The following is a 25,480-nucleotide window of genomic DNA, read 5'->3' as shown; positions in this document are numbered from 1 at the left end:
CGGGCGGCGACGTGCCGGCTCAACCCATCGCCGGTCGAGGTCACTGTCACGAACGCCTGGGGAAGACGGGAACGTGTGCCGGGCAGTTCCGCGGGCCGACGGCACAGACGGCGTGACCTAGGGCTTGACGCCGGCCTCCTTCACCACGGCCGCATACATCGACAGTTCCTTGCGAATGAGGGCGCTGAAGGCTTCAGGCGTGGAATGTCGGGGCATAAAGCCTCGCGCAGAGAGGTTCGATGCGACGTCGGGCATCGCAAGCACCTGCGCGACCAGATCGTTGAGGCGCCGGACCACTGCGAGCGGCGTCTTGGCCGGGGCGACCAAGCCGAACCAGAGCTGCAGATCAAAGTTGGGATACCCCGCCTCCGATAGCGTGGGTACCTGTGGCAGAAGAGGCGATCGACGTGCGTCGGCGATCGCGAGCGCGCGAAGCTGACCCGTCTCGACGAACGGGGCGCCATCCGCATAATTTCCAATCACCACGGGCACACGGCCGGCAAGCGATTCGTTGAAGGCTTGCGGCGTCCCCCTGGCGGGCACGTGGACCATGTTGATGCCTGCCGCACGGCTGAGCATCTCCATGATCAGATGCGCGGAAGTCCCGACAAAAGGCGATCCGTAGTTCACGCCCTCGGGCGTTCGGCGCGCCAGCGCCACCAGATCAGCCATGGTTTTCACCCCCGTCGCGCTGTTGATGAAGATCACGGTCGGCGCTGCACAGACCAGAGCGATCGGCTCGAACCCCTTGACGACGTCGTATGGAACGGACGGGTAAATGGCGGGCGAAATAACGAAATTGTTCGCCGTGAAAAGCAGCGTGTAGCCATCCGCCGGCGCTTTCGCCACAGCATCCGAGCCGATGATCCCGCCTGCACCGGGCTTGTTGTCGACGACCCAGGGCTGGCCGGTAAGTTGCGACATGGGCTGGCCGATGAGACGCGCCAGGATGTCCGCCGACGATCCGGCGACAGCCGGAACCACGATGCGAATCGGCTTGCCGGGAAAGCTCTCGGGTTGGGCATGGACCAGGCGGGCGGCAAGGGCGCCCATGCCAGCGACGAGCACCGCGCGTCGGGTCGAAAGGGGCATTGGCTCTTTCATGGAAGGCTCTCAGTAGATCTTGAAATCGATGTTGGGATTGGGGGCCTGGCTGACCGGCGACGGACGTGGGAGCATCTCCTGCTCCCAGGCGCTGAACGCCTCGCGCAGCGACGCGAGTATGTCGGGATGGGTGTCTCGAAAGTCCGCGTACTCCCGCACGTCGCGCTTGAGGTTGAAGAGGCGCTCGGCACCCGTGTCGAGCTGGTTCAGCCATTTCCATGGCCCCCGGCGGACGGCACTCGCTGTCGGTGTCCGCCAGTACAGCGTCCGTTCAAAGCAAGACATCTCGCCCGCCAGGACCGGAAGGAGGTCAACCCCGTCCAACGGATAGGCCGGGTCCGGACGTGCTGCGGCCGCGGCAAGGAACGTGGCCGTCCAGTCCATCGTGATGGCCACCTGGTCGCAGACCTGTGCCGCGGGTATACGGCCTGGCCAGCGCACGATACCGGGCACCCTGATGCCTCCCTCGCGCAGGAGACGGATGTATCCCGTCAAAGGGTAGTGGTACGAATAGCGTTCTCCACCGTTGTCGCTCGTGAACACCACCAGCGTGTCGCCATCGAGGCCCAGGCGTCGAACGGTGTCCAGGACCTGGCCGACGCCTTCGTCCAGCGCACGCATCATCTCCGCGTAGATTGCGATCGAGCCGCCCCCTGTGCCGGAAGAGCGTTCAACCGCATCCTCGCTGTCATGGAAAGGGGCCTCCCATAGCCAATGCGGTGCGGTGTAGTGGAGAGACAGGTAGAACGGCTGGTCGCAGTTCCGCGCGATGAAATCGGATGCGCGATCCGACAGCGCATGGGTGAGGTATCGACCGGGCTCCGACTCGGCTTCTCCGTCGCGGCCGAGAAAGCGTCCACTCTCGTCGCGGTAGCTGAAGTAGGCCGCCCCCGTGCTCTCGACCCCATAGAATTCGTCGAAACCAGACTTGAGCGGCCCGAAGTCTCCGCCCTCTCCGCAGTGCCACTTTCCGAAGAGGCCGCACCGATAGCCTGCCTGGCTCAGCAAGCGAGGCAGTGCTGGAAAACCTGGCTCCAAACCCAGCGTGCTGCCATGGATGCCGTGCAGCAAGGGCTCGGCAAGACCCGCGGGATGACGTGCAGGGTAGCGTCCCGTGAAGAATGAGATCCGGGTCGGCGAACAGGTGGCAGATCCCGAATAGCAGTCGGTCAGGCGCGCACCTTCTGACGCCAGCCGATCCAGATGCGGCGTCTGGTAGTCGGGACGCCCATAGCAGGACAGATCGCCCCAGCCGAGGTCGTCGGCCAGAATGAAGATGAGGTTCGGTTTGCGCATGGAGCGTGCAACAGTAGTGACACGACAATTCTTCCGACTGGAGCAGCTTTGGCCAATGACACGCAGCGCATGAACGAAATGCCGATGCACTTATGACGGGGGAAAGGCACCAGCACGAGGCGGCCACTGCACCGTCTGGAGGCGCCAGTCGACTTTCTTTTTCCGGTCTGGATCTCCCCTTGATCCGTGCCTTCGTGGTTCTGGTCGACGAGCAGAGCGTTTCCCGCGCGGCGGAGAAGCTCGGGCAATCGCAGCCGCAGTTGAGCGCCACGCTGCGTCGGATGCGCAGCCTCTTCCACGACCCGATCCTCGTGCGGGGGAGCCGCGGCATGATTGCGACCGAACACGCGTTGATGCTGCTCGAAACTGCGCGGCGCATGCTCGCTGACGCGCAGACGCTCATCGCGCCGATTCCGTTCGACTTCTCCCCCAAGGATCTCAAGCGACAGTTCCACATCGCACTGCCCGACTACCTCAGTGCGCCGGTGCTCGCTCGCATTTTTGCGGCGGTCCGTACCGAGGCGCCCGACTGCAAGCTCGTCGTGCGCTCATTACCGGGGAACGGGGAAAGCGTCTCGCTGCTGGAGTCTGGCGAGGTGGACGTTCTGATCGACTCGGAATTGGTCACCGCCGCACATGTGCGCCACAGGACGCTGTTCGAAGACGAGGTGATGCTGGTGGCAAACGCTCACCATCCGGACTTGAAAGACCCGCTCACAATCCAGGACTACCTGGGGTTGCCCCATATTGCGGCATCCCCGGGCTCGGGCCTGAGCCCTGGGATGATCGATCGAATGCTGCAGGAGCACGGATATGCGCGCAATGTGGTGGCATGGCTGCCGTACCTGAATACGATCCAGCCGATCCTTGCCACCACCGACCTGGTTTTCACCACGAGCGCCCATCTGGCGCGCTATCTCGCCTCACAAGGCGATCTACAGCTCAGGGCTCCTCCACTCTCGCTGCCACCGGTGCGCTATGCGCTGATGTGGCATGACCGAGTTCACCGCTCAACCGAGCATCAGTGGTTGCGTGAACTCATTCGGACAGCGGTCCGTCGAGAGACCGATCGAAGTGAGCATGCCTAGAGTCCGATTGCGCGAGCGGGACCGACGACTTCGCCATCCGCCATCGGCATCGCTTTCGGCAAGGCTCCCCGAGCGATAGGAACGGAACGATTCACACACCGTCCTCGAGCCGCTTCATGCCGATCAATCCTCGTGGAACGCCGCCCCGCTCGCCATGTGCAGCGCCGTGCGCACGCCGATCCACACGACCACGCCCGTGGCGACCGTCAGCGCGCACAGCGCGATGCCGGCCGTGTAGCGGCTCGGCCGCGCCTGGTAGTAGGCCAGGGTGGCGCCGGCCCAGCCGTCGGCCGGGAAGGTCATGGCCCACCAGCTCATGAAGAAGGCGCCGTGCGCCGCGTGGTGGATCAGCGTGGCCAGCAGGATGGCGATGAAGAGCGCCAGGCAATAGAAGATGTCGCCCATCGCCCCCGCGTGCCCGCCGGTGAACGCCAGGTACGACGACAGGCCGATGGACGGCGGCGCCAGCAGGATGAAGAGCGTGGGCATGCTGCGCTGGCTCATGGCCGGCACGAACAGCACGCGGTGCAGCACGATGGTGAAGAAGGCGAGCCACAGGATGAGGCCGACCGAGAAGAAGAACCAGCTGATCTCGACATAGCCCAGCGGCACGCCGCCGATGGGGATCAGGATGTTGCCCACCACCGGGATGAACCAGGCCGGGGTCAGCACGCCCTCGTCCTGCGCATGCAGGATCCAGCGCCGGATGAGCGTGACGGCCAGCACGAAGTGCAACACCGCACCGAACCACCACAGTCCTTCGGCCCAGCCGTGCGCATACGGGCGCAGGCCGATCGACAGCACCACGGCCGCCACCGAGATGGTGGGGAAGAAGCTCGAGCGCACCGGGTGCGCGAACTCCTCCCGCACGGCCGCCGAATGCAGCGCCAGCTTCAGCACGTGCGTGCCGGCCAGCACGATGAAGATCGCCACGGCCAAGCCGAGCAGCACTTCACCGATCAGCTGCGGCGCACCGAAGGCGCGATGCGCCATCGCCCAGGCGTTGGCCAGCCCGCCGATGCCCATCACCATGCCGAACATCGCGACCGACAGGCGCGCCAGCAAGGGTTGCTCGGGCACGGCCTGGCGTTCGTTCGACGGCGCCAGGACGGAAGCTTCGTTCACGACGGCTCCTCTGCCGCCTGCGCGCCATGGGCCGCGGCGCGCGCGTGCTTCATGTCCAGCGCGAGGAAGTGGTGCACCACCGGCTTGCCCGGCCCGATGTGGAAGCGGATGGCCTCGTTCTGCAGGTCGGCATCGGCGTTCGACACGCGCTGGTGCTGGCGCAGGTGCTCGGCCCACGATTCGACCAGGAACCACTCCATGAGGCACTCGCGGTCGTTGGTGTGCTCGGTGATGCCCCAGGCATAGGCGCCATCGCGGCGGCGTTCCAGCGACAGCTTCTCGAGCGCCTGCAGGAAGGCCGGCTGGTCCTCGGGGCGGATGCGGTATTCGATCTGCACCATGACCGGCCCGCGGTCGTGCGCCACCGGCGCGCTGAGCAGCGGCTCGGGCCAGTGGTTCGACGCCTGCAGGTCGGCCTCGCCGGTCGGCAGCCGGACGCGGTGGAAGACGAAGGCCACCACCGCCAGCCCTGCAGCGCCGATGAGCAGCGTCGTCGGCACGCCCAGCTCCTGCGCGATCAGGCCCCAGCCCAGGCTGCCGCCCGCCATCGCGCCGTTGAAGACGGTCAGGTAGATCGCCAGCCCGCGGCCGCGCACCCAGTTCGGCAGCACCGCCTGCGCCACGCCGTTGAGCGTGGTGAGCGCGATGATCCAGCCCACGCCCAGCAACAGCATGAGCAGCACCGCAACCCATTGCGGCGGCGCGAAGGCCAGCGCGCACATCACGACCGCCGAGATGAGCGAGGCCGCCAGCACCAGGCCGTCGGCATCGAGCTTCGCGCGCATCCGCGGCAGCAGCACCGCACCGAGGATGGCGCCCGCGCCGACGGCACCGAGCATCACGCCGTAGAAGCCGGCGGTGCCCTGGAGCATCTGGCGCGCCACCAGCGGCAGCAGCGCCCACACCGAACTGGCGAACAGGAAGAACACCGCGGCGCGCAGCAGCACCACGTGCAGCTCGCGGCTCGCCCTCGCATAGCGCAGGCCGGCACGGAAGGCGCCGAAGAACTGCTCCGACAGGCCGGTGTCGACCGTGGCCGGGCGCTTCCACCACAGCAGCGCGGCGATGACGAACACATAGCTCAGCACGTCGGCACCGTAGGCGAACGACGCCCCGAAGCTCGCCAGCAGCAGGCCACCCGCGGCCGGGCCGATGGCGCGGGCGATGTTGATGCCCAGCGAGTTCAACGCGACCGCGTTCTTGAGGTCGGACCGCGGCACCAGCTCCGGCACGATCGACTGCCACGTCGGCCCCATCAGCGCGGCGCCGATGCCACCGACGAAGGTCAGGGCGACCAAGTACTCGACCGTCAGCGTGTTCGTGTGCGACAGCACCAGCAGCGTGCCGCTCACGCAGGCCAGCATGATCTGGATGAAGATCAGGAAGCGCCGGCGGTCGAGGATGTCCGACAGCACGCCGGCCGGAATGGCCAGCAGAAAGATCGGCAGCGTGGCGGCGGTCTGGATCAGCGCCACCGCGGTCGGGCTGGCCGACAGCTCGGTCACCATCCAGGAGCTGGCCACGTCGCGCATGAAGCTGCCGACGTTGCCCAGCACCGTGGCGGCCCACAGCACGGCGAAGACCGGTCGGCGCAGCGGGGCGAAGCTGCCCGCCGTCGAGGCGCGCTCAGTGCTCATCGCGTCCCTTCAGGTCGTGCCAGGCCACCAGCAGGAAGCCGCCGACCAGGCCCCAGTGTTCGAAGAACGAATTCGCGACCATGAAGCGCTCGGGCATCGCCATTTCCCAGAAGCGGTTGGCCACGAAGGTGGCCATCAGCGTGAAGCCGGCGAGGCCCAGCGCGCCCAGCCAGCGGTAGAAGCCCGTGAGGATCATCAGCGCCGCGCCGAACTCGAACACGATGACCGCCACGGCCATCGGCCCGGCGGGCGCGATGCCGAAGTGGTTCATCTCGGCGATGGCCGACGGGAAGTCGGTCGCCTTGTTGAAGCCGCCCTGCAGGTAGGCGGCGCAGAGGAAGAGCAACGCGAGCCAGCGCACGGCCCGCGTGGTGAAGAGGTGGCGGATCGCGCTCATCCTCAAACGGCCCAGCAGGCGCAGCCCAGCGCGCCCCAGAAGCTCTTGAGGTCGGCGATGGGCAGCTGGCTGCTCCAGGCCGTCGCGTGCTGGTGGCCGTGCACGTTGCAGTCGTTGGCGCAGGCGCAGTCGGCCGCTAGGCGGCGCATCGCGGCCTGCATCGGCTTGCCTTCCTTGTCACCCCAGCCGGCGTAGCCGCCGAAGCTGCGCACCGGCGACCAGTCCGGCATGGCCGGCGGCGGCGCGCCGTCGTCGTGCGCCTGGAACGGGCCGGCCGCATACACCACCTTGCCGCCGACCATCGTCAAGAGCGCCGTGGTGTCGGCGATCTCGGATTCGGGGCAGGCGAAGAAGTCGCGGTCGGGCACGACCAGATCGGCCAGCTGGCCGGCCTCGATGCGGCCCTTCTTGCCGACCTCGTTGGAGAACCAGGTGACGTTCTCGGTCCACATGCGCAGGGCGGCTTCGCGGTCGAGGCAGTTGCGCTGCGGCGTGAGTTGCAGGCCACCCACCGTCTTGCCGGTGACCAGCCACGACAGCGACACCCACGGGTTGTACGACGCGACGCGCGTGGCGTCGGTGCCCGCAGACACCTTCACGCCCTTCTCCAGCATGCGCTTGACCGGGGGCGTGGCCTCGGCCGCACCAGCGCCGTAGCGCTCGACGAAGTACTCGCCCTGGTAGGCCATGCGGTGCTGCACCGCGATGCCGCCGCCCAAGGCCGCGATGCGGTCGATGGATTTCTCGGAGATGGTTTCGCAGTGGTCGAAGAACCAGTTCAGGCCCGCCAGCGGCGTGTCGCGATTCACCTTCTCGAAGACGTCGAGCGCGCGATCGATGGTCTCGTCGTAAGTGGCGTGCATGCGCCAGGGCCACTTGTTCTGCACCAGCACGCGCACGACTTCTTCCAACTCGCCTTCCATCTCGGGCGCCATGTCGGGCCGGGGCTGGCGGAAGTCCTCGAAGTCGGCGGCAGAGAACACCAGCATCTCGCCGGCGCCGTTGTGGCGGAAGTAGTCGTCGCCCTGCTTGTACTTGGACGTGGCAGTCCAGTTCAGGAAGTCCTGCTTCTCCTGCTTGGGCTTCTGCGTGAACAGGTTGTAGGCCAGGCGGATGGTGAGCTGGCCGGCGTCGGCCAGCTGCTGGATCACCTGGTAGTCCTCGGGGAAGTTCTGGAAGCCACCGCCTGCGTCGATCGCGCCCGTCACGCCCAGGCGGTTGAGCTCGCGCATGAAGTGGCGCGTGGAATTGATCTGGTATTCGAAGGGGAGCTTGGGGCCCTTGGCCAGCGTGGCGTACAGGATGCTCGCGTTGGGCTTGGCCAGCAGCAGGCCGGTCGGATTGCCGGCGGCGTCGCGCACGATCTCGCCACCGGGCGGCGCGGGCGTGTCCTTGGTGTAGCCGACGGCGCGCAGCGCGGCGCCGTTGAGCAGCGCCCGGTCGTACAGGTGCAGCAGGAAGACGGGCGTGTCAGGCGCCACGGCGTTGAGCTCGGCGATGGTCGGCAGGCGCTTCTCGACGAACTGGTGTTCGGTGAAGCCGCCCACCACGCGCACCCATTGCGGTGCCGGCGTGATGGCGACCTGGCGCCGGAGCATGCCCATGGCGTCGGCCAGGCTGCGCACGCCGTCCCAGCGCAGCTCGAGGTTGTAGTTGAGGCCACCGCGGATGATGTGCAGGTGGTTGTCGATCAGGCCGGGCAGCGCGGCGCGGCCCTGCAGGTCGATCACGCGTGTGCCGTCGCGCTTGAGAGGCAGCACGTCGGCGTCGCGGCCCACGTGCGTGAAGCGGCCACCGCGGATCGCGACCGCCGTCGCCGTGGGGTTGGCGCGGTCCAGCGTGGTGAAACGGCCGTTGTGCAGGATGAGTTCGGGGGGTTGGGCATCGACCATGTCGGGCGTCCTTGAAGAGCGTTGTTGCGCCAGGGCGGGCGCGGCGAGGGCCGCCCCCAGTGCGCCGAGGAAGTGACGGCGGGGCTGGGGGTTGGCGTTGTCGGTCATGCGTTGCGCTCCGTGGTCGAGGCGACGTCGGAAGCCACGGGCTGGGCCGGCTTGGCGCACTGCGGCAGTTCGCCGAACATGTGCGGCTTGACCTGGTGGTCCAGCCAGGAGCTGGCGGTCGGCGTGCTGTCGAACAGGCGCTTGACCAGCGGCGGCAACTGCTCGCCTGCCAGGATGCCCAGCAACCCGACCAGCGCGATGATCGGCGGCGCCGGCGAGCGCACGCTGAAGAGCGCGTAGATGACGCCGACCAGCACGCCCAGGGCGAGAGAAACGATGTACGGCTTCATCACGCGCTCCGTTCAACCCTCGTGGGCGTTGAACATGGTCTTGGCGTAGGTGATGCCCAGGCCGTACGCGCCGCCGAACTTCTTGGCGATGCCGGTGGTCATGTCGTAGCTGTCGGTGCGGGCCCAGTCGCGTTGCAGCTCCAGCAGGTACTGCAGCGAGGTCATGGGTTGCGCGCCGGCCTGCACCATGCGCTGCATGGCGCGCTCGTGCGCTTCGGTCGACACGTCGCCGCAGGCGTCGGCGATCACGTACACCTCGAAGCCCTGGTCGATGGCCGACAGGGCCGGCCCGACGATGCACACGCCGGTCCACAGGCCCGACAGCACGATGCGCGTCTTGCCGATCTCGTTGATCTTCTTGATCACGGCGGCATCTTCCCAGGTGTTCATCGAGGTGCGGTCGAGCATGGCTTGGCCGGGGAAGGCCGCCTTGATCTCGTCGAACATCGGGCCGGAAAAGCTCTTCTCGGCCACGGTCGTGAGGATGGTCGACACGCCGAAGCCGGCGGCCGCATGGGCGACCAGCGAGGCGTTGTTGCGCAGCGTGACGGCGTCGATCGAGTGCGTGGCGAACGCCATCTGCGACTGGAAGTCGATCATGACCAGCGTGTGGTCCTTGGGGGTGAGCAGCTTGGGGCCGGGCGTGGGGGTGGCGGTGATGGGCATGGGGAGGTCCTTCCAAAGGGGTGATGACAGGCGGATCGGGTCGTGCCATAAGTGGGCAGACCCCGCGGCGGCGGCGGCATGCACAGCCGCCGGGCATTGAAAAAGCAGTGCGAAGGCTACGGGGGCCAGGCGCTGCTGGCTTGAACAAAGGCGCGGCCTTTTTTCCGTTTGCGCGATCGTTACGCAACGATGTTTGAATGGCCTCACGCATGCAAGGACATCACGGATGAACGATATGAAATGGGCCTCGGGGCCCTCTGCCAGCGCGACAGCGCACGACACGCTCGGCTGCCAGTCGGCCCAGCTGAGCGACAGCCTGGAGTTCGCCGGCGCGGGCATCCGCTTCTACCGGAAGCGCTCGGACGACGCGCGGCTGGGCCATGTCGCCACGCCCGCCAGCAACCGCGGCTTCCTGGTCGGCGTCTCGCAGTCCGCCGGGCATCGGCGGCGCATCCTCCACGGCCGCCGCGCCGAGGCCTGCGGCTTCGGCCAGAACGCGGTGTACGTGCGCAACTTCGGCGACGACTACCGCGCCGACATGCAGAGCCCCTTCGACTTCCTGTTGCTGGAGATGTCGCACGCCGCGCTGGCGCAGGCCAGCGGCCGGTCACGGATCGATGGGCTGACGGCCGCGGCCGGTGCCGACGACCCCGTGCTCGCGCACCTGGTGGGCGCGCTCACGCCGGCGCTCACGCGGCCGGGCGAGGTCAGCCAGCTCTTCGTCGACCAACTCTGCCTGGCCATCGGCATCCATCTGAACGACCGCTACGGCGGCACGGCGCCGGCGGCGGCGCGCCCCGCGCAGGCCCTGGCGCCGATCCACGAAGCCCGCGCCAAGGAGATGCTGCGCAGCCACCTCGACGGCCGCATCGCCATCGCCGACGTCGCCGATGCCTGCCAGCTCTCGCGCAGCCACTTCACGCGCGCCTTCCGCCTCGCCACCGGCCAGACGCCGCACGACTGGCTGCAGGCGCAACGCCTGGCGCGCGCCCGCGAGCTGCTGCGCGCGTCGGACCTGCCCCTGGCCGAAGTGGCCACGGCCTGCGGCTTCGCCGACCAGAGCCATTTCACCCGCGTGTTCTCGCGGGCCGAGGGCGCGCCGCCCGGCCACTGGCGCCGTACATTTCACCGCTGAAAGAAGATCACGCATGAGCAAGCACTGCACCCACACCGACACCATCCACCACGTCACGCCCAGCGCGCGCGGCTGCGAGGAATGCCTGAAGTCCGGCAGCACCTGGGTCCATCTGCGCCTGTGCCGCAGCTGCGGCCACGTCGGCTGCTGCGACGACTCGCCCAACCGGCATGCACGGGCGCACTACAAGGAAACGGGCCATCCGATCATCGAAGGCTACGACCCGCCCGAAGGCTGGGGCTGGTGCTACACCGACCGCGTGATGGTCGAGTTGCCCGACACCACGCCCCAAGTCGGCCCGATCCCGCGCTACTACTGATCACGCGCCCTGCCAGCATGTCGACCCCTTCCCTCACCGAAGCACCGTTCGGCCAGCTGGCCGACGGCCGGGCGGTCACGCAATACACGCTGGACAATGGCCGCGGCCTACGCCTGAGCGCCATCAACGTCGGCGGCATCGTGACGTCGCTGGAAGTGCCCGACCGCAACGGCGAAAGCAGCAGCGTCGTGCTCGGCCTGCCCACGCTCGCCGACTACGTCGCGCGCAACCCGCACTTCGGCACCATCGTCGGCCGCTATGCCAACCGCATCGCCGCAGGCCGCTTCACGCTCGACGGCGAAGCCTTCCAGCTGCCGGTGAACGACGGTCCGAATTCGCTGCACGGCGGCCTGTGCGGCTTCGGCGCGCGCTGGTGGGACATCGCGCCGGTCGACACCGGCGTGCCGGGCGAAGTCGCCATCGCGCTGCGCCGCGTCAGCCCCGACGGCGAAGAAGGCTACCCCGGCCGCCTCACGGTGGAGCTGCGCTACACGCTCGACGCCGAGCAGGGCTGGCGCATCGACTACAGCGCCGAGACCGACCGGCCCACGGTGCTGAACCTGAGCCACCACGACTACTTCAACCTCGCGGGCAGCGGCTCGGTGCTCGACCATGTGCTGACGCTGCCGGCCAGCCGCTACACGCCGGTCGACGCCTCGCTCATCCCCACCGGCGTGGCGCAGGTGGCCGGCACGCCCTTCGACTTCCGCACGCCGACGCGCATCGGCGAGCGCATCCGCAGCCCACACGAGCAGCTGGTGCGCGCACGCGGCTACGACCACAACTGGGTGCTCGACCGGCCCGCCACCGGTATGGCGCTGGCCGCGCGGCTCGAGCACGCCGGGTCGGGGCGCGTGATGGAAGTGTTCACCACCGAGCCCGGCGTGCAGTTCTATTCGGGCAACTTCCTCGACGGCACGCTGGTCGGCCGCGCGGGCGCGGTGGTGCGCCAGGGCGACGGGCTGTGCCTCGAGACGCAGCACTTTCCCGATTCGCCCAACCAGCCGGGATTCCCGTCGACGGTGCTACGGCCCGGTGAGCGCTTCAGCAGCCGCACGCTGCACTGCTTCGGCCTGCTGCGCTGACGCGCAGCGAGCGCTTCAGCCGCCGAACCGTGGCGCCGGCAGCCCGGGGCTGTCGATGCGCACCGAGAACAAACCGCCGGCCAGCGGCTCGGCCACGCGTTGCGCATCGCCGAGGCCGCTGCAGGCGCTGGTGATGAACAGCGTGCAGAAGTCGTCGCCACCGAAGGCGCAGTTGGTGATGTGCGAGGTCGGCAGCACGATGCGGCACAGCTCCGCGGCGCTCGCTGGGTCGTGGCAGCTCACGCAGGCGCCGCCCCAGTGGGCGATCCAGAGCCGCCCGGCCGCATCGGTCGTCATGCCGTCGGGCACGCCGTCGCCGGGCGCGAAGCGCAGCCACTCGCGCTCGTTGGCCAGCGTGCCGGCATCCGGGTCAAAGTCGTAGGCCAGCACGCGGCCCTGCACCGTGTCGTTGAAGTACAGCGTGCGGCCGTCGGCCGACCAGGTCGGCCCGTTGGTGACCGCGAAGCCCTGCGCATGGCGCGTGCACCGGCCATCAGGGTCGAAGCGGTAGAGCGCGCCGGTCGGCGCCTCGCAGGCGAAGTCCATGGTGCCGCCCCAGAAGCGCCCTTGCGCGTCGCACTTGCCGTCGTTGAAGCGGTTGCCGGGCAGCAACGGCTCGGGCTGGTGCAGGTAGGCCGGCGCGCGTTCCGGCTGGGCCGGGTCGAAGAAGGCGAAGCCGCGGCGCAGCGTGACCAGCAGGCCCGGGGCATTCGCGCGCTCGGCCACCGCGGAGATCTCTTCGTCGAAATGCCAGCTCCGGCGCGCGCCGTCGTCGGCCTGCCAGCAGTGCAATGTGCGTTCGAGGATGTCGACCCAGTAGAGCGCGCGCTCGCGCGGCGACCACAGCGTGCCTTCGCCCAGGATGGCCTGGGCGGGCCAGAGGCAGCGAGCCTCGCCCAGGGGTCGGGGCGTCGAGGGCACGGGGGCAGGCGCGGTCATGGATGTCTCCGGTTCGGCAGTCGGACCGCTGCGGGTCCTTGACGCGGCGGATCGTATCAGGGCATATTGATATTGGAAAACATGAATACGCATATCCATTGATATGCAAATTGCAATACATCAGATTTGGAGACATCCGTGAACGCACCCGCCTTTCAGAAGAGCGCCGTCTTCCCCAGCCTGCGCGACCGCGCGGTCTTCATCACCGGCGGCGGCAGCGGCATCGGTGCCGCGATGGTGTCGGCCTTCGCGGCGCAGGGCGCGCGCGTGGCCTTCGTCGACATCGCCGAAGAGGCCAGCCGCGCGCTGGCCGCGCAGATTGCCGCGGCGGGGCACCCGGCCCCGTGGTGGCGCCGCTGCGACGTGCGCGACATCGCGTCGCTGCAGGGCGCCATCGCCGATGCGGCTGCCGAATTGGGCGACTTCGCGGTGCTGGTCAACAACGTGGCGAGCGACGACCGCCATTCGCTGGCCTCGGTCACGCCGGCGTACTACGACGACCGCATGGCCATCAACGAACGGCCGGCGCTCTTCGCCATCCAGTCGGTGGTGCCGGGCATGCAGCGCCTGGGCTTCGGCTCGGTCGTCAACCTGGGCTCGACCGGCTGGCGCGGCAAGGGCTCGGGCTACCCCTGCTACGCGATCGCCAAGTCGTCGGTCAACGGCCTGACCCGCGGGCTGGCGGTCGACCTCGGGCGCGACCGCATCCGCATCAACACCGTGTCGCCCGGCTGGGTCATGACCGAGCGGCAGGTCCAGCTGTGGCTGGACGACGAAGGCGAGCAGGCGCTCAAGCGCAACCAGTGCCTGCCCGACAAGCTGATGCCGGAGGACATCGCCCGCATGGTGCTGTTCCTCGCGTCCGACGACGCGGCGATGTGCACCGCGCAGGAATTCACCGTCGACGCCGGCTGGGTGTAGCAGCCCACCCCCGATGCGGCGCACTGCGTGTCGCCGCTGCCCCCTCAAGGGGGCGATACCAGCGGCCCGGCAGAGCCGGTTCCGCGGTATCCCTGGCATTGGGCTGCGCCGGTTTCATCCGATACAGGTGGTGCGCAGCGCCATGAAAACTCAGTCGGCCAGCGCCAGCTTGCGGTTGTAGACCGGCAGGCTGGCCGCCTGCAGCGCCCGCAGCATGACCTTCGCGGCCGGCGAGAGCAGCCGGTCGGTGCGGGTGATGAGGCCGAAGTTGTCCATGTGGCAGGGCATCTCCAGCGGCAGCAGCGCCACGATGCCGTGCGCCGCGTAGTAGCGCGCCACGTCGGCCGCGAGCACCGCCAGCATGTCGCTCTGCTGCAGCATGCGGGTGATGAAGAGCAGCGCGGCGGTCTCGACCGTGTTGATCGGCGGCGCCAACCCGTCTTCCTGGAACATGAGCTCGAAGCGGTGCCGCAGCACGCTGCCCGCCGGCGGCACGATCCAGCTGGCGTTGACCACGTCGCGCAGCGCCAGTCCCGACGTCCCCAGCAGCGGATGGCCCGGCCGCACCACGGCGCAGACCAGCTCCTCGGTGAGCGCCTGGTAGCGCAGCTGCGACTTGTCGTGCTCCTCCGACAGGCGGGCCACGAGGATGTCGAGCTTGCCCTGCTCCAGCCGCTCCAGCAGCACCGGGCTGGTCTCGATCTCGAGCGAGACCCGCAGGTTCGGCTGCTCGCGCTTGACTGTCGCCACCGCCGGGGGCAGCAGTGCGAGCGCCGGTGACGTGATGGCGCCGACATTCACCTGGCCGTAGCTGCCGGCCTTGAGCGCCTGCAGTTCGTCGTGCGCCTGGTTGAGGCTGCCCAGCGCGACCCGCGCGTGGCGGATCATGGTTTCGCCGTACCAGGTGGGCCGCATGCCGCGCGGCAGGCGCTCGAAGAGCGGTACTTCGAGCACGTCTTCCAGATCCTTCAGCAGCTTGGAAGCGGCCGGCTGCGTCATGTTCAGCACCTGCGCCGCGCGGTGGATGTTGCCCTCCTCGGCCAGCGCCACCAGCAGGAGAAGCTGGCGCGTCTTGAGGCGGGCGCGGATGAACCAGTGGGTGGTGGTCATGGGGTTTTCCAGAATCCGTCGATCGATATCGATTTTGACGAAAAAATGATTGGATCGATAACCAAATCATTTTTAGACTGGCCGCCGCTTCCAAGAACGACGAAGAACAACGAGACAAGCGCACGAGAGGTGCCCCGGTGAGACACGGCGAGATTCAGCAGAACGTTCGGCAGTACATCAACGGCCGCTGGGAAACCAGCGCGACGACCGGTGTCAGCGTGAACCCGTCCGACACCCGCGAGGTCGTGGCCGAGTACGCCCGCGCCGACCGCCACCAGGCCGAGCGCGCGGTACGGGCCGCCGCCGACGCCTTCCCGCACTGGGCCCGCAGCACGCCACAGCGGCGCGCCGACGTCCTCGACCGCATCGGCAGCGAGCTCCTCGAACGCCGCGACGCGCTGGGCCTGCTGATCGCCCGCGAGACGGGCAAGCCCCTGACGGACGCGGTCGCCGAAGCGGTGCAGGCCGGGCGCAGCGTGAAGTTCCTGGCCGGCGAGGCCCTGCGGCACGGCGCGGGCGACGGCTGGGGCACGCGGGCCGTTATGCGCGCCGGCCTGCAGGCCGACGTGTCGCATGCGCCGGTCGGCGTCGTCGGGGTGATCACGCCGTGGAGCAACCCGCTCGCGATCCCTGCCGCACAGGTGGCCGAGGCACTCGCCGCCGGCAACAGCGTGGTCTTCAAGCCGGCCGAACGGGTGCCGGCCTGCGGCTGGGCGCTGGCCGACATCGTCAGCCGTGCGGCGCTGCCTGCCGGCACCTTCAACCTGCTGATGGGCAGCGGCCGCGCACTCGGCCAGGCGCTGGTCGACAACCCGCAGGTGCAGGCGCTCAGCTTCGTCGGTTCCGCCGCCAGGGCCGAGCGCGTGCGGCTCGCGGCCACGGCCCGGCGCCTTCGGTTGCGGCTCGACACCGGCGGCCTCAACACGCTGGTGGTGCTGGCCGACGCCGACCTCGCGCAGGCGATCGATTGCGCGGTGCAGGGCGCGTACGGCGTCAATGGCCACCGCGGCAGCGCCTCGAGCCGCATCGTGGTCGAGGCGTCGTTGCACGATGCCTTCGTGGCGCGGCTGCGCGAGCGGCTGGCGACACTGCCGGTGGGCCATGCGCTCGAACGCGACACCGCGCTCGGCCCGCTGCCCGACGCGGCCGAACTGGCGCGCAACCTCGAGCAGGTGCAGCTGGCGCAGGGCGAAGGCGCGGAACGCGTCTGGGGCGGTGAAGCGATCACGCGTGCAACGCCCGGCCACTACATGAGCCCGGCGCTCTTCCTCGCGCGGCCGACGCATCGCATCGCGCGTGAAGCCCTGTTCGGCCCCATCGCCTGCGTGCTGCGTGCGGTGGACTACGAGGACGCACTCGCGCTCGCCAACGACACGCCCGACGCCCTGAGCGCCGCGCTGTGCACCCAGTCGCTGCGCCACGCGCTGCACTTCCGCCGCCATGCCGCAGCCGCGACGACGCTGGTGAACCTGCCGACCACCGCGGCGGACGACGCCATCGACCGGCGCGCGGCGCCCTTCTTCAGCACCGCGCGCACCGGCTACCTGCCGGCCTGACGCCAGCCCCTTTTCATCCGCGCTTTCCCTTCGACAACAACAGGAGACAGACCATGACCATGAACCGACGCACCGTCACCGCCAGCCTGGCGGCCGCCACCCTCGCCGGGCTGCTGCCCGCCACCGCGCTGGCGCAGAAGAAACTCGTGCTGGGCTTCGCCCAGGTCGGCGCCGAAAGCGAATGGCGCACTGCCAACACCGAGTCGATCAAGTCCGCGGCCAAGGACGCGGGCATCGAGCTCAAGTTCTCGGATGCGCAGCAAAAGCAGGAGAACCAGATCAAGGCGATCCGTTCGTACATCGCGCAGAAGGTCGACGTGATCGCCTTCTCGCCGGTGGTCGAGTCCGGCTGGGAAACGGTGCTGCGCGAGGCCAAGGCCGCGAACATCCCCGTGGTGCTGACCGACCGCGCGGTCAACGCCAAGGACGACACGCTCTACGTCACCTTCATGGGCTCGGACTTCGTCGAAGAAGGCCGCAAGGCCGGCCGCTGGCTGGTCGACAAGATGAAGGACCAGAAGGGCGACGTCAACATCGTCGAGCTGCAGGGCACCGTCGGCTCGGCCCCGGCCATCGACCGCAAGAAGGGCTTCGAGGAAATCGTCAAGGCCGACCCGAAGTTCAAGATCATCCGCTCGCAAACCGGCGACTTCACCCGTGCCAAGGGCAAGGAAGTGATGGAGGCCTTCCTCAAGGCCGAGGGCAAGAAGATCAACGTGCTGTTCGCGCACAACGACGACATGGCGATCGGCGCCATCCAGGCGATCGAGGAAGCCGGCCTCAAGCCCGCCAAGGACATCACCATCATCTCGATCGACGGCGTCAAGGGGGCCTTCGAAGCCATGATCGCCGGCAAGCTGAACGTGTCGGTCGAGTGCAGCCCGCTGCTCGGCCCGCAACTGATGAGCGCGGTGAAGGACATCAAGGCCGGGAAGCCGTTGCCCAAGCGCATCGTCACCGTGGAAGGCATCTTCCCGATGGAAGTGGCCGCCAAGGAACTCCCGAACCGCAAGTACTGAGGAACCGACCCATGAAACGCCATTTCCTCAAGACGCTGCTGGCCGTCGCCATGACCGGTGCACTCGGCGCCACCTCGCTGGTGCAGGTGGTGCACGCCCAGGACAAGGGCCCGATCGCCATCTCGATGCCGACCAAGTCGTCGGCCCGCTGGATCGCCGACGGCGCCAACATGGTCAAGTACTTCCAGGAGAAGGGCTACAAGACCGACCTGCAGTACGCCGACGACGACATCCCGAACCAGCTCGCGCAGATCGAGAACATGGTGACCAAGGGCTCGAAGGTGCTGGTGATCGCAGCGATCGACGGCACCACGCTGTCCGACGTGCTGCAGAAGGCGGCCGACAAGGGCGTGAAGGTGATCGCGTACGACCGACTCATCAAGGGCTCGAAGAACGTCGACTACTACGCGACCTTCGACAACTTCCAGGTCGGCGTGCTGCAGGCCGCCTACATCGAGAAGGCGCTCGACCTGAAGGCGGGCAAGGGCCCGTTCAACATCGAGCTGTTCGGCGGCTCGCCGGACGACAACAACGCCTTCTTCTTCTACAACGGCGCGATGTCGGTGTTGAAGCCCTACATCGACAGCGGCAAACTGGTGGTGCGCAGCAAACAGATGGGCATGGACAAGGTCTCGACCCTGCGCTGGGACGGCGCGGTGGCGCAGGCGCGCATGGACAACCTGCTGTCCGCCTACTACACCAAGGACAAGGTCGATGCGGTGCTCTCGCCGTACGACGGCCTGTCGATCGGCATCATCTCCTCGCTCAAGGGCGTGGGCTACGGCACGCCGAAGCTGCCGATGCCGGTGGTGACCGGGCAGGACGCCGAGGTGCAGTCGATCAAGTCGATCCTGAAGAAGGAACAGACCTCGACCGTGTTCAAGGACACGCGCGAGCTGGCCAAGGTCACGGTCGCAATGGTCGACGCGATGATGGCCGGAAAGCCGCCCGAGGTGAACGACACCAAGACCTACAACAACGGCGTGAAGGTGGTGCCCTCGTACCTGCTCAAGCCGGTGAGCGTGGACATCACGAACTGGAAGCCGGTGCTGGTCGACAGCGGCTACTACAAGGAAAGCCAGCTCAAGTGAGCATGTCCGGCGACACCCTGCTGGAGATGCGGGGCATCACCAAGACCTTCCCCGGCGTGAAGGCGCTGAGCCAGGTCGAGCTGTCGGTGCGCGCCGGCGAGATCCATGCGGTGGTGGGCGAGAACGGCGCCGGCAAGTCGACGCTGATGAAGGTGCTCAGCGGCGTCTACCCCTGCGACAGCTACGAGGGCGAGATCCGCTTCGAGGGAGAGCCGCGGCGCTTCCGCGGCATCGCCGACAGCGAGAAGCTGGGCATCATCATCATCCACCAGGAGCTCGCGCTGGTGCCGCTGCTCTCGATCACCGAGAACATCTTCATGGGCAACGAGATCGCGCGTGGCGGCGTGATCGACTGGTTCGCCGCGCATGCGAAGACGCGCGCGCTGCTCGCCAAGGTCGGCCTGGCCGAGTTGCCCTCCACCCTGGTCACCGACCTGGGCGTGGGCAAGCAGCAGCTGGTGGAGATCGCGAAGGCGCTGTCGAAGGACGTGAAACTGCTCATCCTCGACGAGCCGACCGCGAGCTTGAACGAACGCGACAGCGACGCGCTGCTGGCGCTGCTGCTGGAGCTCAAGCGGCAAGGCATCGCGTCGATCCTCATCTCGCACAAGCTCAACGAGATCGCCAAGGTGGCCGACGCGATCACCGTGCTGCGCGACGGCACCACGGTCGAGACCATGGACTGCCGCGCCGCGCCGATCAGCGAAGACCGCATCATCCGCGGCATGGTCGGGCGCGACATGGAACACCGCTACCCACAGCGCACACCGCGCATCGGCGAGACGGTGTTCGAGGTCAACGACTGGCGTGTGCACCACGCGGTGCACGCCGAGCGCGAGATGATCAAGGGCGTCGCGTTGAACGTGCGGCGCGGCGAGATCGTCGGCATCGCCGGCCTGATGGGCGCCGGGCGCACCGAGTTCGCGATGAGCGTGTTCGGCCGTTCGTACGGCCAGCGCATCAGCGGCACGGTGCGCATGAACGGCCAGGCGGTCGACGTGAGCACGGTGCGCAAGGCCATCGACCACGGCATCGCCTACGTGACCGAGGACCGCAAGGGCTACGGCCTGGTGCTCGAGGAAGACATCCGCAAGAACATCACGCTGGCGAACCTGGAAGCGGTGTCGACCGGCGCCGTCATCGACGAAGGCCGCGAATGGCAGGTGGCCGGCGAGTACCGGAAGGCGCTGCGCATCCGCTGCGCCGGCACCGACCAGCTGGTGGTGAACCTGTCGGGCGGCAACCAGCAGAAGGTGGTGCTCAGCAAGTGGCTGTTCGCCAAGCCGGAACTGCTGATCCTCGACGAACCGACGCGCGGCATCGACGTTGGCGCCAAGTACGAGATCTACACCATCATCGACCAGCTCGCCCAGGAGGGCAAAGGCATCCTGATGATCTCGTCGGAACTGCCCGAGCTGCTCGGCATGTGCGACCGGATCTATGTGATGAACGAAGGCCGCTTCGTCGCCGAATACCCGGTGGCCGAGGCCTCGCAGGAGCGCATCATGCGCGCGATCGTGAATTCAGGGAGTTCCGTCCATGTCCCCCAGTGACACCGAAGCGGCACAGCCCGCCGTCCCGCTGACACCCGCCGCCGGCGCCAAGCTGCATGCGGGTTTCCTCAAGAACAACCTGCGCGAATACGGCATGCTGATCTCGCTGGTCGCGATCATGGTGCTGTTCCAGGTGCTGACCGACGGCACGCTGCTGCGGCCGCTCAACCTGACCAACCTGGTGCTGCAGAACAGCTACGTGGTGATCATGGCGCTGGGCATGCTGCTGGTGATCGTCGCCGGCCACATCGACCTGTCGGTGGGCTCGGTGTGCGGCTTCATCGGCGCGCTGGCGGCGGTGCTGATGGTGCAGTACGACTGGGGCTATCTGCCGACGGCCATCGTCAGCATCCTGGCGGGTGCGCTCATCGGCGCGGCGCAGGGCTGGTTCGTGGCCTTCCAGAAGATCCCGTCGTTCATCGTCACGCTCGCAGGCATGCTGGTCTTCAAGGGCCTGACGCTCGCACTGCTGCAGGGCCAGTCGGTCGGGCCGTTCCCCGAGACCTTCCAGAAGCTCAGTTCCGGCTTCATCCCCGATCCGCTCGGCGGCGACACGATGCGCACCACGTCGCTGATCGTCGGCGCGCTGGCGGCCGCGGCCCTGGTGTTCTTCAAGCTGCGCGGCCGCGCCAAGCTGGCGGCGCACGGCATGGAGCAGGAACCCTACGCCTTCTTCCTGGTGAAGAACGTGTTCTTCGCGATCGTCATCCTGTTCTTCAGCTGGCTGCTCGCGTCGTACAAGGGCCTGCCCAACGTGCTGGTGGTGATGGCGGTGCTGATCGTCGTCTACGACTTCGTCACCAACCGGACCACGCTCGGCCGGCGCATCTATGCGCTCGGCGGCAACGAGAAGGCGGCGCGGCTGTCGGGCATCAAGACCCAGCGGCTGGCCTTCCTGACCTTCGTGAACATGGGCGCATTGGCGGCGCTGGCCGGGCTGGTGTTCGCGGCACGGCTCAACACCGCCACGCCGAAGGCCGGCCTGGGTTTCGAGCTCGACGTGATCGCGGCCTGCTTCATCGGTGGCGCCTCGGCGTCCGGCGGCGTGGGCAAGGTCATGGGCGCGGTCATCGGCGCCTTCATCATGGGCGTGATGAACAACGGCATGTCGATCCTCGGGATCGGCATCGACTACCAGCAGGTCATCAAGGGCCTGGTGCTGCTGGCCGCGGTGTTCATCGACGTCTACAACAAGAACAAGTGATGAGCACCGCCCGCGCCACCGCGCCCGTGCTGGAACTCGCCGGCATCGGCAAGTCCTTCTCCGGCATCTCGGTGCTGGAGGACGTGCAGCTGCGCCTCTACCCAGGCGAGATCCATGCGCTGATGGGCCAGAACGGCGCCGGCAAATCGACGCTGATCAAGGTGCTGACGGGCGTGCTGGCCTCCAGCGGCGGCGAGATGCGGCTGGCCGGCGAACTCATCCGGCCCGGCTCGCCGCTGGAGGCGCAGCAGCTGGGCATCAGCACCGTCTACCAGGAGGTGAACCTCTGCCCCAACCTGTCGGTGGCCGAGAACATCTTCGCCGGACGCTACCCGCGCTGCGGCATCGCGCAGGGCTTCCGCATCGACTGGGGCACGGTCAACGAGCACGCCCGCGCGCTGCTGGCGCGCATCGGGCTCGACATCGACGTGACGCGGCTGCTCGCGAGCTACCCGGTGGCGGTGCAGCAGATGGTGGCCATCGCGCGAGCGCTCGGCGTGTCGTCGAAGGTGCTGATCCTCGACGAGCCCACCTCGAGCCTGGACGACGAGGAAGTGCACAAGCTCTTCGACGTGCTGCGCCGGCTGCGCGACGAGGGCCTGGCGATCGTCTTCGTCACCCACTTCATGAACCAGGTGTATGCGGTGTCCGACCGCATCACGGTGCTGCGCAACGGCCGCTGGGTCGGCGAATGGCGCGCGGCGGACCTGGGCCCGCAGGCCTTGATCGCCGCCATGCTCGGGCGCGAGCTGGCGGCCCAGTCGGCGCGCCCCGAGGTGCTGCCATCGTTCGACGACACGGCGACGGCGCTGCTGCAGACCGAAGGCCTGGCGCAGGCCACGCAGCTGCAGCCGCTCGACCTGCGCGTGCGGGCCGGCGAGATCGTCGGCCTGGCCGGGCTGCTGGGCGCCGGCCGCACCGAGCTGGCGCGCCTGCTGTTCGGCATGGAGACGCCCGACCGCGGCGTGATCCGCATCGACGGCCAGGTGGTGAGCTTCGCCAGCCCGGCCGATGCGATCCGCCACGGCCTCGCGCTGTGCCCGGAAGAACGCAAGACCGACGGCATCGTGGCCGAGCTGTCGGTGCGCGAGAACATCGCACTGGCGCTGCAGGCGCGCATGGGCACCGCGAAGTTCCTGTCGCATGCCGAGCAGACGGCGCTGGCCGAGCGCTTCGTCTCTGCGCTGGGCATCAAGACCGCGAGCATCGAGACGCCGATCGGCCTGCTGTCGGGCGGCAACCAGCAGAAAGCCATGATCGCGCGCTGGCTCGCCACCGCGCCGCGCCTGCTGATCCTGGACGAGCCCACGCGCGGCATCGACGTGGCGGCGAAGCAGGAAATCATGGAACAGATCCTGAAGCTGGCCGCGGCCGGCATGGCGGTGATCTTCATCTCGTCGGAGATGAGCGAGGTGGTGCGCGTGGCGCATCGCATCGTGGTGCTGCGCGACCGGAAGAAGGTGGGCGAGCTGCCGGGCGGGTCGACCGAGGACGAGGTGTACGAAATGATTGCCGCGGCATGAACGTCTTCCTTTCGATCCAACGCGAATCGGGGCGGGATCACGCCGACGGGGTACCTTGCTCCGCGAATGTCCCCCGGCCTGCGGCCTCCTCCTTTATTTCGCTGCGCAAGGCACCCCATCGACGTGATCGAGACGCGCTGTGGTTGATCACCCGCTGCGCACCCCCATCGCGTCCACGTGTGCAGGGTATCGGGTGCTCCCCGCAGCGAAATAAAGGAGGAGCCGAAGGCGGGGGACATTCGCGGAGGGGAGTACCCGGTGGCCTGCGCACGCCGCACAACGTGTCCGGTATCGAATGACATGACTCAACTCGACAACAAGGCACAAAGCCCCATGGCCAACGCAATGCGCCACCGCCTCGCCTGGCCCCTCATCACGCTGCTGCTGTTGCTCGCGCTCAACACCGCCTTCAACCCGAGCTTCCTGCACCTCGAATGGCGCGACGGCCATCTCTACGGCAGCCTGATCGACATCCTCAACCGCGCCGCGCCCCTGGTGCTGGTGTCGCTCGGCATGACGCTGGTAATCGCCACCCGCGGCATCGACATCTCGGTCGGCGCGGTGGTCGCCATCGCAGCGGCGACCGCGGCCTGGATGATCGGCGGCGCGATGGGCGGCGACGTCGCCCGCTTCCCGATGCCCCTGGCCATCGGCGCGGCGCTGGGCGTGGCCCTGCTGTGCGGCCTGTGGAACGGCCTGCTGGTGGCGCGCGTGGGCATGCAGCCGATCATCGCGACGCTGATCCTGATGGTGGCGGGCCGCGGCATCGCGCAGCTCATCACCAACGGGCAGATCATCACGCTCTACTACAAGCCCTACTTCTTCCTCGGCGGCGGCTACCTGCTGGGCCTGCCCTTCTCGCTCTTCGTGGCGGCGGCGGTGTTCGCGCTGCTCTACCTGGCGATCACCCGCACTGCGCTCGGCCTCTTCATCCAGGCGGTGGGCATCAACCCGACGGCCGCGCGGGTGGCCGGCGTGCAGTCGCGTCGGCTGCTGGTCGGCGCCTATGCCTTCTGCGGCCTGTGCGCCGGCATCGCGGGCCTCTTGATCAGCTCGAACGTGAAGAGCGCCGACGGCAACAACGCCGGCCAGTTGCTGGAGCTCGACGCCATCCTGGCGGTCACGCTCGGTGGCACGGCGCTCACCGGCGGGCGCTTCAGCCTCGTGGGCAGCGCGATCGGCGCGCTCATCATCCAGACGCTGACCTACGCCATCTACTCGCTCGGCGTGCCGCCGGAGATCAACCTGGTCGTGAAGGCGGTGGTGGTGTTCATCGTGATGCTGCTGCAGTCGGCCGAGTTCCGCGCCACGGTGCGCGGCTGGGCGCTGCGCCCGGCCCTGGGCGAGGTACACCGATGAGCGCCGTGTTGCCCGAAACCACCGCGGCGCCGGCCAAGGCCACGGTGCCCGCGCCACGCCGCCGCGGCATCAACCCCAAGTACCTGCCGCTGACCGCGACCATCTCGCTGTTCGTGCTGATGGCGAGCTTCGGCTCCTTCGCCTACGACAGCTTCTTCTCGGCACAGGTCTTCCTCAACCTGCTGATCGACAACGCCTTCCTGATCGTGGTGGCGGTCGGCATGACCTTCGTGATCCTGTCGGGCGGCATCGACCTGTCGGTGGGCGCGGTGATCGCGCTCACCACCATGGTGTCGGCCGCGCTGGTCGAGCGCCACGGCTGGAGCCCGCTGGCGGTGATCCCGCTGGTGCTGGCGATGGGCACGGTGTTCGGCGCGTTCATGGGCTTTTTGATCGAACGCTTCCGGCTGCAGCCCTTCATCGTGACGCTGGCCGGCATGTTCCTGGCGCGGGGCCTCTGCTACCTGATCAGCATCGACTCGATCAGCATCACCAACGCGTTCTACACCGACGTGGCGCAGATCCGCATTCCGGTGTGGGGCGACGCGTCGATCTCGATCAGCGCGCTGATCGCCATCGTCGTGGTGCTCGCCGCCGTCTTCATCGCGCACTGCACCGCCTTCGGCCGCGCGGTGTATGCGGTGGGTGGCAGCGAACATTCGGCGATGTTGATGGGCCTGCCGGTGCGGCGCACGATCGTCGGCGTGTACACGTTGTCGGGCTTCTGCTCGGCGCTGGCCGGCGTGATCTTCACCTTCTACATGCTGTCGGGCTATGGCCTGCATGCCGTCGGGCTGGAACTCGACGCGATCGCCGCCGTGGTGATCGGCGGCACGCTGCTCACCGGCGGCGTCGGCTACGTGGCCGGCACGCTGTTCGGCGCGCTGATGCTCGGCATCATCCAGACGCTGATCTCCTTCGACGGTTCGCTGAGTTCGTGGTGGACGCGCATCGTGGTCGGCGCGCTGCTCTTCGTCTTCTGCCTGCTGCAACGCTTCTTCACGTCACGCGCCCCGCTGCGCTGACCCACCCCTCCTACCTCTCGCGCCACAGGACACCCCAG

The 25,480-nt window shown here is 68.0% G+C and carries 23 protein-coding genes; 13 read left to right on the top strand and 10 right to left on the bottom strand.

Going from position 1 to position 25,480, the window contains the following annotated elements:
- Positions 1-117 precede the first annotated feature (117 nt).
- The gene (locus QTH86_RS21570) at positions 118-1,104 is read right to left on the bottom strand and encodes a Bug family tripartite tricarboxylate transporter substrate binding protein (RefSeq protein WP_286648199.1); all 987 of its coding nucleotides are present in this window, start codon (positions 1,102-1,104) and stop codon (positions 118-120) included.
- Between the two features lie 9 nt (positions 1,105-1,113).
- Positions 1,114-2,400, bottom strand: coding sequence for a sulfatase-like hydrolase/transferase (locus QTH86_RS21565; protein WP_286648198.1), 1,287 nt, complete (start codon positions 2,398-2,400; stop codon positions 1,114-1,116).
- 179 nt (positions 2,401-2,579) lie between these two features.
- Between QTH86_RS21565 and QTH86_RS21560 the strand changes: the two genes are divergently transcribed.
- Complete coding sequence (locus tag QTH86_RS21560; protein WP_286648197.1) at positions 2,580-3,488, top strand: LysR family transcriptional regulator; 909 nt, start codon at positions 2,580-2,582, stop codon at positions 3,486-3,488.
- A gap of 123 nt (positions 3,489-3,611) precedes the next feature.
- Here the strand turns inward: QTH86_RS21560 and QTH86_RS21555 are convergent, their stop codons facing one another.
- The 6 genes from QTH86_RS21555 to QTH86_RS21530 all read right to left on the bottom strand — a co-directional run bounded on the left by QTH86_RS21555 (position 3,612) and on the right by QTH86_RS21530 (position 9,603).
- A complete protein-coding gene (locus tag QTH86_RS21555) occupies positions 3,612-4,613 on the bottom strand; it encodes an SLAC1 anion channel family protein (protein WP_286648196.1) in 1,002 nt (333 codons plus the stop codon).
- Entirely contained in the window at positions 4,610-6,250 is a 1,641-nt protein-coding gene (locus tag QTH86_RS21550) for an MFS transporter (protein ID WP_286648195.1), read from the bottom strand. The genes QTH86_RS21555 and QTH86_RS21550 overlap by 4 nt, the downstream gene beginning before the upstream one ends.
- The gene (locus QTH86_RS21545) at positions 6,240-6,647 is read right to left on the bottom strand and encodes a DoxX family protein (RefSeq protein WP_286648194.1); all 408 of its coding nucleotides are present in this window, start codon (positions 6,645-6,647) and stop codon (positions 6,240-6,242) included. The genes QTH86_RS21550 and QTH86_RS21545 overlap by 11 nt, the downstream gene beginning before the upstream one ends.
- A gap of 2 nt (positions 6,648-6,649) precedes the next feature.
- Positions 6,650-8,539, bottom strand: coding sequence for an amidohydrolase (locus QTH86_RS21540; RefSeq protein ID WP_286648410.1), 1,890 nt, complete (start codon positions 8,537-8,539; stop codon positions 6,650-6,652).
- 104 nt (positions 8,540-8,643) lie between these two features.
- Positions 8,644-8,937: a XapX domain-containing protein gene (locus tag QTH86_RS21535; RefSeq protein WP_286648193.1), complete on the bottom strand. Its 294-nt coding sequence runs from the start codon at positions 8,935-8,937 to the stop codon at positions 8,644-8,646.
- A gap of 12 nt (positions 8,938-8,949) precedes the next feature.
- A complete protein-coding gene (locus QTH86_RS21530; RefSeq protein WP_286648192.1) occupies positions 8,950-9,603 on the bottom strand; it encodes a hydrolase in 654 nt (217 codons plus the stop codon).
- Positions 9,604-9,829: 226 nt separating this feature from the next.
- On the opposite strand from QTH86_RS21530, the gene QTH86_RS21525 reads away from it, so the two are divergent.
- Genes QTH86_RS21525 through QTH86_RS21515 form a run of 3 tightly spaced genes read left to right on the top strand, consistent with a single transcriptional unit; the run spans position 9,830 to position 12,142 of the window.
- On the top strand, positions 9,830-10,738 hold the full coding sequence (locus QTH86_RS21525; protein WP_286648191.1) for a helix-turn-helix domain-containing protein: 909 nt from the start codon (positions 9,830-9,832) through the stop codon (positions 10,736-10,738).
- A gap of 13 nt (positions 10,739-10,751) precedes the next feature.
- On the top strand, positions 10,752-11,057 hold the full coding sequence (locus QTH86_RS21520) for a UBP-type zinc finger domain-containing protein (RefSeq protein ID WP_286648190.1): 306 nt from the start codon (positions 10,752-10,754) through the stop codon (positions 11,055-11,057).
- A 17-nt stretch (positions 11,058-11,074) separates the two neighbouring features.
- The gene (locus QTH86_RS21515) at positions 11,075-12,142 is read left to right on the top strand and encodes an aldose epimerase family protein (protein ID WP_286648189.1); all 1,068 of its coding nucleotides are present in this window, start codon (positions 11,075-11,077) and stop codon (positions 12,140-12,142) included.
- A 15-nt stretch (positions 12,143-12,157) separates the two neighbouring features.
- On the opposite strand, the gene QTH86_RS21510 is transcribed toward QTH86_RS21515, so the two are convergent.
- Positions 12,158-13,081 (bottom strand): SMP-30/gluconolactonase/LRE family protein, encoded by a 924-nt coding sequence (locus QTH86_RS21510; RefSeq protein WP_286648188.1) that lies wholly within the window; start codon positions 13,079-13,081, stop codon positions 12,158-12,160.
- Between the two features lie 138 nt (positions 13,082-13,219).
- On the opposite strand from QTH86_RS21510, the gene QTH86_RS21505 reads away from it, so the two are divergent.
- Positions 13,220-14,002 carry an SDR family NAD(P)-dependent oxidoreductase gene (locus tag QTH86_RS21505; RefSeq protein ID WP_286648187.1) on the top strand — a complete coding sequence of 261 codons (783 nt, stop codon included), beginning with the start codon at positions 13,220-13,222 and terminating at the stop codon, positions 14,000-14,002.
- A gap of 150 nt (positions 14,003-14,152) precedes the next feature.
- Here QTH86_RS21505 and QTH86_RS21500 read toward each other — a convergent pair whose 3' ends face one another.
- Positions 14,153-15,112 (bottom strand): LysR family transcriptional regulator, encoded by a 960-nt coding sequence (locus QTH86_RS21500; RefSeq protein ID WP_286648186.1) that lies wholly within the window; start codon positions 15,110-15,112, stop codon positions 14,153-14,155.
- A gap of 137 nt (positions 15,113-15,249) precedes the next feature.
- Between QTH86_RS21500 and QTH86_RS21495 the strand changes: the two genes are divergently transcribed.
- The 8 genes from QTH86_RS21495 to yjfF all read left to right on the top strand — a co-directional run bounded on the left by QTH86_RS21495 (position 15,250) and on the right by yjfF (position 25,442).
- Positions 15,250-16,668: an aldehyde dehydrogenase family protein gene (locus QTH86_RS21495; RefSeq protein WP_286648185.1), complete on the top strand. Its 1,419-nt coding sequence runs from the start codon at positions 15,250-15,252 to the stop codon at positions 16,666-16,668.
- A gap of 53 nt (positions 16,669-16,721) precedes the next feature.
- Positions 16,722-17,687 (top strand): ABC transporter substrate-binding protein, encoded by a 966-nt coding sequence (locus tag QTH86_RS21490; RefSeq protein WP_286648184.1) that lies wholly within the window; start codon positions 16,722-16,724, stop codon positions 17,685-17,687.
- A gap of 11 nt (positions 17,688-17,698) precedes the next feature.
- The gene (chvE, locus tag QTH86_RS21485; protein ID WP_286648183.1) at positions 17,699-18,778 is read left to right on the top strand and encodes a multiple monosaccharide ABC transporter substrate-binding protein; all 1,080 of its coding nucleotides are present in this window, start codon (positions 17,699-17,701) and stop codon (positions 18,776-18,778) included.
- A gap of 2 nt (positions 18,779-18,780) precedes the next feature.
- Positions 18,781-20,331: a multiple monosaccharide ABC transporter ATP-binding protein gene (mmsA, locus tag QTH86_RS21480; RefSeq protein ID WP_286648182.1), complete on the top strand. Its 1,551-nt coding sequence runs from the start codon at positions 18,781-18,783 to the stop codon at positions 20,329-20,331.
- Entirely contained in the window at positions 20,318-21,535 is a 1,218-nt protein-coding gene (gene mmsB, locus QTH86_RS21475) for a multiple monosaccharide ABC transporter permease (protein WP_286648181.1), read from the top strand. Before mmsA ends, mmsB begins: the two co-directional genes overlap by 14 nt.
- Positions 21,535-23,058: a sugar ABC transporter ATP-binding protein gene (locus tag QTH86_RS21470; protein ID WP_286648180.1), complete on the top strand. Its 1,524-nt coding sequence runs from the start codon at positions 21,535-21,537 to the stop codon at positions 23,056-23,058. The genes mmsB and QTH86_RS21470 overlap by 1 nt, the downstream gene beginning before the upstream one ends.
- 333 nt (positions 23,059-23,391) lie before the next feature.
- Complete coding sequence (locus QTH86_RS21465; protein WP_286648179.1) at positions 23,392-24,417, top strand: ABC transporter permease; 1,026 nt, start codon at positions 23,392-23,394, stop codon at positions 24,415-24,417.
- Positions 24,414-25,442, top strand: coding sequence for a galactofuranose ABC transporter, permease protein YjfF (yjfF, locus tag QTH86_RS21460; RefSeq protein ID WP_286648178.1), 1,029 nt, complete (start codon positions 24,414-24,416; stop codon positions 25,440-25,442). The genes QTH86_RS21465 and yjfF overlap by 4 nt, the downstream gene beginning before the upstream one ends.
- The last annotated feature ends 38 nt before the right edge of the window (positions 25,443-25,480 follow it).

The organism is Variovorax sp. J2L1-78, from assembly GCF_030317205.1.
GTDB lineage: Bacteria > Pseudomonadota > Gammaproteobacteria > Burkholderiales > Burkholderiaceae_C > Variovorax > Variovorax arabinosiphilus.
This window is presented reverse-complemented; position numbering and strand designations above follow the sequence as displayed.